The sequence below is a fragment of the Bradyrhizobium sp. genome (assembly GCF_030646015.1).
GTDB lineage: Bacteria > Pseudomonadota > Alphaproteobacteria > Rhizobiales > Xanthobacteraceae > Bradyrhizobium.
The window spans coordinates 1-7374 of the sequence record NZ_JAUSLT010000030.1 but is presented as its reverse complement, the minus strand read 5'-3'; the positions used below and the strand labels follow the sequence as shown (position 1 = coordinate 7374).

The window sequence follows — 7374 nt, the reverse complement described above, 5'->3', positions numbered from 1 at the left end:
GCGGATGCTGGGTTTCACGGCCGCGGAAGTGACGAACAAGATCACGCCGGCCGACATTTCCGATCCGCCGGAGCTGATCTCGCGCGCCAAGGCGCTCAGCGTCGAGTTCGCGACCCCGATCACGCCGGGCTTCGAGGCGCTGGTGTTCAAGGCCTCGCGCGGCATCGAGGACATTTATGAACTGACCTACATCCGCAAGGACGGCAGCCGGTTCCCGGCGGTGGTGTCGGTCACGGCGCTGCGCGACGCGCAAGGCACCATCATCGGCTATCTCCTGATCGGCACCGACAACACCGCCCGCAAGCTGGTCGAGGAGGAACAGAAGAAATCCGATCAGCGCCTGCGCGACCAGCAATTCTACACCCGCTCGCTGATCGAGGCCAACATCGATGCGATCATGACCACCGATCCCTCGGGCATCATCACCGACGTCAACAAGCAGATGGAGGCGCTGACCGGGTGCACGCGCGACGAGTTGATTGGTGCTCCGTTCAAGGGCTATTTCACCGATCCGGAGCGGGCGGAGGCTGCGATCAAGCGCGTGCTGAGCGAAAAGTCGGTCACTGACTACGAACTGACGGCGCGCGCGAGAGACGGCAAGCAGACCGTGGTGTCGTACAACGCGACCACGTTTTACGACCGCAACCGCACCCTGCAGGGCGTGTTCGCCGCGGCGCGCGACGTCACCGAGCGCAAGCGGGTGGAGGCGGAATTGCAGCAGGCCAAGGCCGCCGCCGAGAGTGCGAGCCGCACCAAGTCGGATTTCCTGGCCAGCATGAGCCATGAGATCCGAACGCCGATGAATGCGATCATGGGCATCGCCGACCTTCTGGCCAAGACCGCGCTGTCGCCCGAGCAGGACAAGTATGTGCAGATCTTCCGCCGCGCCGGCGACAACCTGCTCAATCTCATCAACGACATCCTCGATCTCTCCAAGGTCGAAGCCTCGCAGCTGGAGCTGGAACGGACCAGCTTCTCGCTGAACGATCACCTGGAGAAGGTGACGGAGATGGTGGTGGCCCGGGCGGATGAAAAGGGCCTCTCTTTGGTGTTCGAGATCGCGCCGGATGCGCCCACCAACCTGGTTGGCGACCCGACACGGCTGCGGCAGGTGCTGCTCAACCTGATCGGCAACGCCATCAAGTTCACGCAATCCGGCGGAGTATCGCTGCGGGTAACCCGCGATGCGGACTCCTCGATTCCGACGGCATTGCGGTTTACCGTCACCGACACCGGCATCGGCATTCCCAACGAGAAACTGGGCCAGGTGTTCGAACGCTTCACGCAGGCCGACTCGTCCACGACGCGCAGGTTCGGAGGCTCAGGCCTGGGGCTGACGATTTCGAAGCGGCTGGTGGAATTGATGGGCGGGCGCATCTGGGTTGAAAGCGAAGTCGGGAAAGGCAGCGTGTTTGCCTTCGCCGTGCCGTTCGAGGTCTCGGCGGCGGTCAACCGGCCGGCGGTAGCTCCGGTCGGTCTCGGGCCGGAGCCGCCACTGCCGGCACTGCATATCCTTCTGGTGGAGGATTCCCCTGACAACCGCACCATCACGATGGCCTATCTGGAGGACACGCCGTACCGGGTCGAAATCGCCGAAAACGGCGACATCGCCTGCAGGAAGTTTACCGCGGGAGACTACGACCTCGTCTTGATGGACCGGCAAATGCCCGTGATGGACGGCCTGACGGCAACGCGGACTATCAGGGCATGGGAACAAGCCAACGACCGGCCGCCGACGCCGATCATCGCGCTGACGGCCGCTGCACTGAAGGGAGACAGGGAGAAGTGTCTGGCGGCGGGGTGTACGGCGTTTCTGACCAAACCGATCAAGCAGGAAGTGCTGCTGCAGGCGATCAAGGAGCACTCGAAGGCCGCGCCCGTAGCCTTGCCGTATCTCGTGTCCGCGGTAGATAGAGACAGCCAGATGGACCCGATCCTCTTGCGCGTGAACGCCAGGTTGGCGGCCCGAGTCCCTGAATTTCTGCAGAACTGCCGGCAGAATGTCATCACGATGCGGGACGCGCTGGATCGCGTTGATTTCGAGACCGTCACCAGTCTGGGGCACCAGATGCGGGGTTCCGGGGGGGCCTATGGATTTCAGGCCATCACCGACATCGGCGCGGCCCTCGAGGAGGCCGCCGAGAGCGCCGACAACGACGTGTCGCGCAAATGGGTGAACGAATTGTCCAGCTATCTGGACGGTATCGGCACCGATGTCCGGATTGGACCATAGGTGCCGATACTGGAATGAGGACAGCCGCTCAGGTCCCCGGCCGCGAAACCTCGGTCTCTTTTGACGTGATGAACTCCAGCAGGACCGGGATGCCTTCCTTGGTCTTGGCAATGCCGCGCTGGATCGCCGGGATGATGTCTTCCGGTTTCATCACCCGCTCGCCATAGCCGCCGAAGGCGCGCGCCATCGCGGCGTAGTCGCCGGAGATATCGGTCGAACGATATTTTTCGGTCGAGATCGGCATCACCTTCAATTCGATCGCCATGCTGAAATTGTTCAAGAGGATCGACATGATCGGAATCCGCTCGCGCACCGCGGTCTCGAAATCCATGCCGGTAAAACCGATCGCGGCGTCGCCCCAGACATTGATGCAGAGCTTGTCCGGCTTTGCCAGCTTGGCGCCCATGGCGAGGCCCAATCCGTAGCCGAGCTGGGTGGTCTTGCCCCAGCCGATATAGGACAGCGGTTCGATCGCTTTCCAGAATGGCGAGAGCTGGTCGCGCGGACTGCCGGCATCATGGGTGATGATGGTGTTCCTGACGTCGACGGTGTGCTGCAGATCCCACAGCACGCGGTAGGGATTGAGCGGGGCGTCGTTGTGGGTCAGCTTCGGCATCCATTTTGCCAGCCACTCCCTGTGCGATGCGGCGATTTCGGCGGCGACCGTGCTCGCGTCGCGATCGGACTTGACGGTCTTGCCGATTTCTTCCAGCAGCGCGTCGAGTACCAGGCCGGCGTCGCCGACCAGCCCGATCTGGGCCTCGACGTCCTTGTTGAGATGGTTGGGGTCGAGTGTCGAATGGATGATGGTCTTGCCCTTGGGCATGGCGATGCCGAACGAGGTCTCCGTAAAAGAGCAGCCGATGCCGAAGATCACGTCGGCCTCGGCGAGGAATTTCGGCACCGCGCGCGGCACGGCCAGGCCGCCCGAGCCGAGCGAGAGCGGGTGGTCTTCCGGAAACGACGATTTGCCGCCGAGGCTGGTGGTGACGGGAATGGCGAGCCGTTCGGCGAGCCGTTTCAGCTGCGGCCATGCCTTGGCGTAATGCACGCCCTGGCCGGCGTAGATCACCGACCGTTTCGCCGCCATCAGCACGGCGGCGGCTTCCTTGATATGCACGGGATCGGCGCCGTAGCGGGTGCGCAGCACCGGGGTGTAGTTCAGCGGCTCCGGCACTTCCTCGTTCCACATGTCGGCGGGGATCTCGACGATGACGGGTCCGCCGCGGCCGTTCTTCAGCTTGGTGAAGGCGCGGCGAAAAATGTTGCAGACTTCGGCGGCGATGTTGATCGGCTCGGACGATTTCGAGAAAGCCCGCATCGCCTGGCTGGAATTGAAGTTCGGATCGATATGGGCCAGCCGCCGCGCATAGCCCATCGGCAGCACCAGCACCGGTACCGACTCGCCGTAGCATTGCGCCACGCCGCCCATGGCGTTTTCCGCACCTGGGCCGTGCTGCATGCAGAAGGCGCCGATGGTGTGCCCCGAGGTGACCCGCGAGATCGCGTCCGCCATGTGAATTCCGACGCGCTCCTGCCGCACCATCACGGGGCGGATGTCGGCGGCGGCGGCGTGTTCGATCAGGTGATTGACCGGATAGCCGCAGAGGATCTCGATACCCTCCCGCTTCATGATTTCCGCGATGGCGGTGCCGAGCTTCATGCCGTTCTCTCCCCTTGGAATGGCCGATGTTGGGGCTCGGCCTCTGACGGGTAGTTGGAACAGGAATTCCGCGTTGGGTAAAGCGCTGGCGCGGGCTGTCCCGCGAGGCCCTGATATGCATCGCGGCGGCATCTGGCGCCGTATTGCGGGCCGACTGGGTTCAGCCGGCTTCTTCCAGCGCGCGTCGCAGGCGCCGGATGATGACGCCGCGAGCGCGATCGTCGGCGGCGGCCGCGATCCGATCGTTGATGTCGAGCACCAGGGTCGACATGTCGTTGTGCCAGTCGAGATGCGTCACCGCTTCGGGCGCGAGACGGCGACGACGTGCCACGTCGATGAGCGCGGGCTCGGGCGTCGAGAGCTCGTAAATGTCGTCGAGCACCGGCTGAAAGAGTTTGGCTGCCGGAACGATCCGCTCGGCGAGGCGCTCGGCCATCGCTGCGATCGCTTCCTCCTCGCCGTGAACGAGAAACACGCCCCGCTGAACCGGCCGGCGTGCGGCGATCCATCGGGCCATCTCGGCGCCATCGGCATGACCCGAATATTCGTCGATCATGCGGATACGGGCCGCGACCTTGATCTCGTCGCCCTGGATCCGGACCGCCTTGGCACCGTCCTGGAGAAACCGGCCGAGGGTGCCATTGGCCTGAAAACCGACCAGCAGCACGGTTGACCGGTTGCTCCACAGCCAGCGCTTGAGGTGGTGCCGAATGCGGCCGGCGTCGCACATGCCGCTTGCCGCGATGATGATGTGAAAGCCGGTCAGCTTGGCGATCGCCTTGCTTTCGTCGACGGTCTCGGTGAACCGCAGATGCGGCGAGTTGAACAGACGATTGAGGTCGATGTCGGCGTCGAGGCTTTCGGCATGTTCCCGGAAAACCTCGGTTGCGTGAATCGCCAGCGGCGAATCGAGAAAGATCGGCGCGGCCGGTATTGCGCCGCGCTCCATCAGGTCGACCAGATCGACGATCAATTCCTGGGTGCGCTCCACGGCAAAGGCGGGGATCAGCAGGGCGCCTTTTGCCGTTGCGGCGTCGCGCACCTCGGATGCCAGCCGCTGGCGACGCTCTTCCGGCGTCGTCACGGCGCGAATCCTGTCGCCGTAGGTCGCCTCCGAAATCACATAGTCGAATCCTGTCGGCGCCCTGGGATCAGGCTGCAGCAATTTCGCATCCGGGCCGACATCGCCAGATGCCAGCAGGCGCAGCGGTTGTCCCCCGGCACCCGCGCCGTCGAACTCGATTTCGATCGAAGCCGAGCCGAGCAGATGCCCGGCATTCCAGTAACGCGCGCGCACGCCCGGGATGACGTCGACCCATTTCTCGTACTCGACCGGCTGGAACGACTGCAGCGAGGCCTTGGCATCGGCCTGGGTATAGATCGGCGTGACCTCCGGCCGGCCGCGCGCCGCGTTGCGGCGGTTGAGGGCGGCGACTTCGGATTCCTGGATGCCTCCGGAATCCGGCAGCATCCAGGAACACAGATCGATCGTTCCGCGCGTCGCCAGGATCCTGCCGCCAAAACCTTCACGCACCAGCTTCGGCAACAGTCCGCTATGGTCGATATGTGCATGCGTCAGCAGCACGGTATCGATGTCGGCGGGCCGGAACGGGAAGGTTCGGTAGTTCAGTTCCTTCAGGGTCTTCGGTCCCTGAAACAGGCCGCAGTCGATCAGAAAGCGGCCGGACTTCGTTTCGAGCAGGTAGCATGAGCCGGTTACCGTGCGCGCCGCGCCGCAAAATCGAACGGTTACACTCATGGCGTTTTCTCCGGAAAAATTTGGCCACTGATCTCGCCGCGCAAGGCGGTCGCAAGGATATCGTCGAGCGGGATCGCATTGCTCGGGTGCGGCACGCTGGAGGTCGAGCGGACGGACCGTATGCCGGCGTCGGCAAAAGCGGTTGCGATCTCGGGCGCGAACAAGGCGTGGGTGATGACGGCGTCGATGGTCGTCGCGCCGGCGCCTTTGAGCGCCTTTGCACAGGCGATCAGGGTGCCTCCTGACGAGACGATATCATCGACCAGCAGCACCGGCCGGCCGGCGACCAGTGCGGGCTCGGCAAACCCGATTTCGACGGCGCGATCGCCGCGGCGGGTTTTTTGCGCAACCGTGTGCGCGAGCCCGAGTTGACTTGCGAGATCGCTCACCCAGGGGCGGGACTCCGCGTCGGGACCGATCGCGACCGTCGCGGGATCGATCCCGGTCTGGCGCAGCACATTGGCGATTGTCGGCATGGCAGAGAGGTTTTCGGCCTCGATGCCGGGAAACACGGCACTGATATCCGCAGTGCGATGAAGGTGGGCATCGACCGTGATCACGCGGTTCATGATTCCAGCGATGAGGCGGCCGACCACCTTCTGGCTGATCGCTTCGCCTGCGTGGAAAGCGGTGTCCTGGCGCATGTAACACAGGTACGGCGCGAGCAGGACGAGCCGCCTTGCGCCCGTGCGTCGCAGCGCCTCTGCCGCGAACAGTATGGCAAGCAGCTTGTCGTTGGGCCGGTCGAGCGAGGCATAGATGATCGTGGTAGATGCAGCCGGCCCGACGGTCACCCGCATTTCCCCGTCGGGAAAGCCATGCAATGCGATTTCCTGATGGGGAATGCCAAGCCGCGCGGCCAGCCGCCGGGCTTCGCTGGCGCCGCCTGGCAGGCTCTGGATGGCGACCCCGGTCACGGCGCCGCCGTGTCCGGAAGCGCGGGTTTGATCGAGTAGCCGGCATCGCTGTTGGCGCCGGCAGCCGTCAGATCGAGCTCCGATCGGTCGAACGCGTGAACCCGGTACAGCGGTTCACCGCGCTCGACGCGGTCGCCGATTTTCTTGAACAGCCTGATGCCGGCGCCCTTGTCGAGCGGCGCGCCGGCGGTCCGCGCCAGCCGGTTCAAGCGCAGGCAATCGATGCCGGAGACGAAGCCGTCGCTGCCGGCCATGACATCGAACGTCAGATTTCCAAGGTCGCCGCGACAGTCCGACGGCCCCTGTGCCTCGATGATCTTCTGCATCTGTTTCAATGCCGCGCCGCTGTCGAGCAAATCGCGGGCGCGGGCATAGCCGGCGCCACCTCGCAGCCTTGGATCGTAGTCCAGCAAATGGGCGGCGAGCCGTAGCGACTTCTCGCGCAGATCCTGCGGCGCGTCGGGATCGTTCGCCAGCACGGCCATGACGTCCTGGGCCTCGAGCACCGGACCGATGCCATTGCCGATCGGCTGGCTGCCGTTGGTTGTGATCACCTCCACCGCGATGCCGAAGTGGTCGCCGACGAATTCGAACAGCTTGCGCAGCCGCATCGCCTCCATGTCGCTGGTGAGCTTGGCCGTCGGGCCGACCGGCAGGTCGATCAGAAGGTGAGTCGAACCGGCCGCGATTTTTTTCGACATGATCGAGGCGACCATCTGCTCGCGGGTATCGAGGCTGAGCGGCCGCTCCACCGAAATCAGGATATCGTCGGCCGGCGACAGGTTGACATGGCCCCCCCAGA

General features: G+C 64.3%; 4 protein-coding genes and 1 pseudogene. 1 reads left to right on the top strand and 4 read right to left on the bottom strand.

Features of this window, described 5'->3' with window-relative positions; genetic code table 11:
• Nucleotides 1–2233: ATP-binding protein (locus Q7T45_RS03675; protein ID WP_304867760.1), on the top strand; the 2233-nt coding region annotated here is incomplete at its 5' end.
• A 28-nt stretch (nucleotides 2234–2261) separates the two neighbouring features.
• On the opposite strand, the gene Q7T45_RS03670 is transcribed toward Q7T45_RS03675, so the two are convergent.
• The 4 genes and pseudogenes from Q7T45_RS03670 to Q7T45_RS03655 all read right to left on the bottom strand — a co-directional run.
• Nucleotides 2262–4028, bottom strand: coding sequence for a thiamine pyrophosphate-requiring protein (locus Q7T45_RS03670; protein WP_304867758.1), 1767 nt, complete (start codon nucleotides 4026–4028; stop codon nucleotides 2262–2264).
• A 28-nt stretch (nucleotides 4029–4056) separates the two neighbouring features.
• On the bottom strand, nucleotides 4057–5655 hold the full coding sequence (locus Q7T45_RS03665) for an MBL fold metallo-hydrolase (RefSeq protein ID WP_304867756.1): 1599 nt from the start codon (nucleotides 5653–5655) through the stop codon (nucleotides 4057–4059).
• On the bottom strand, nucleotides 5652–6572 hold the full coding sequence (locus Q7T45_RS03660) for a ribose-phosphate pyrophosphokinase (protein WP_304867754.1): 921 nt from the start codon (nucleotides 6570–6572) through the stop codon (nucleotides 5652–5654). The genes Q7T45_RS03665 and Q7T45_RS03660 overlap by 4 nt, the downstream gene beginning before the upstream one ends.
• Nucleotides 6569–7374 (bottom strand): annotated as a pseudogene (locus tag Q7T45_RS03655) (thymidine phosphorylase); the annotation flags it as partial. The gene Q7T45_RS03660 and the pseudogene Q7T45_RS03655, both read right to left, overlap by 4 nt.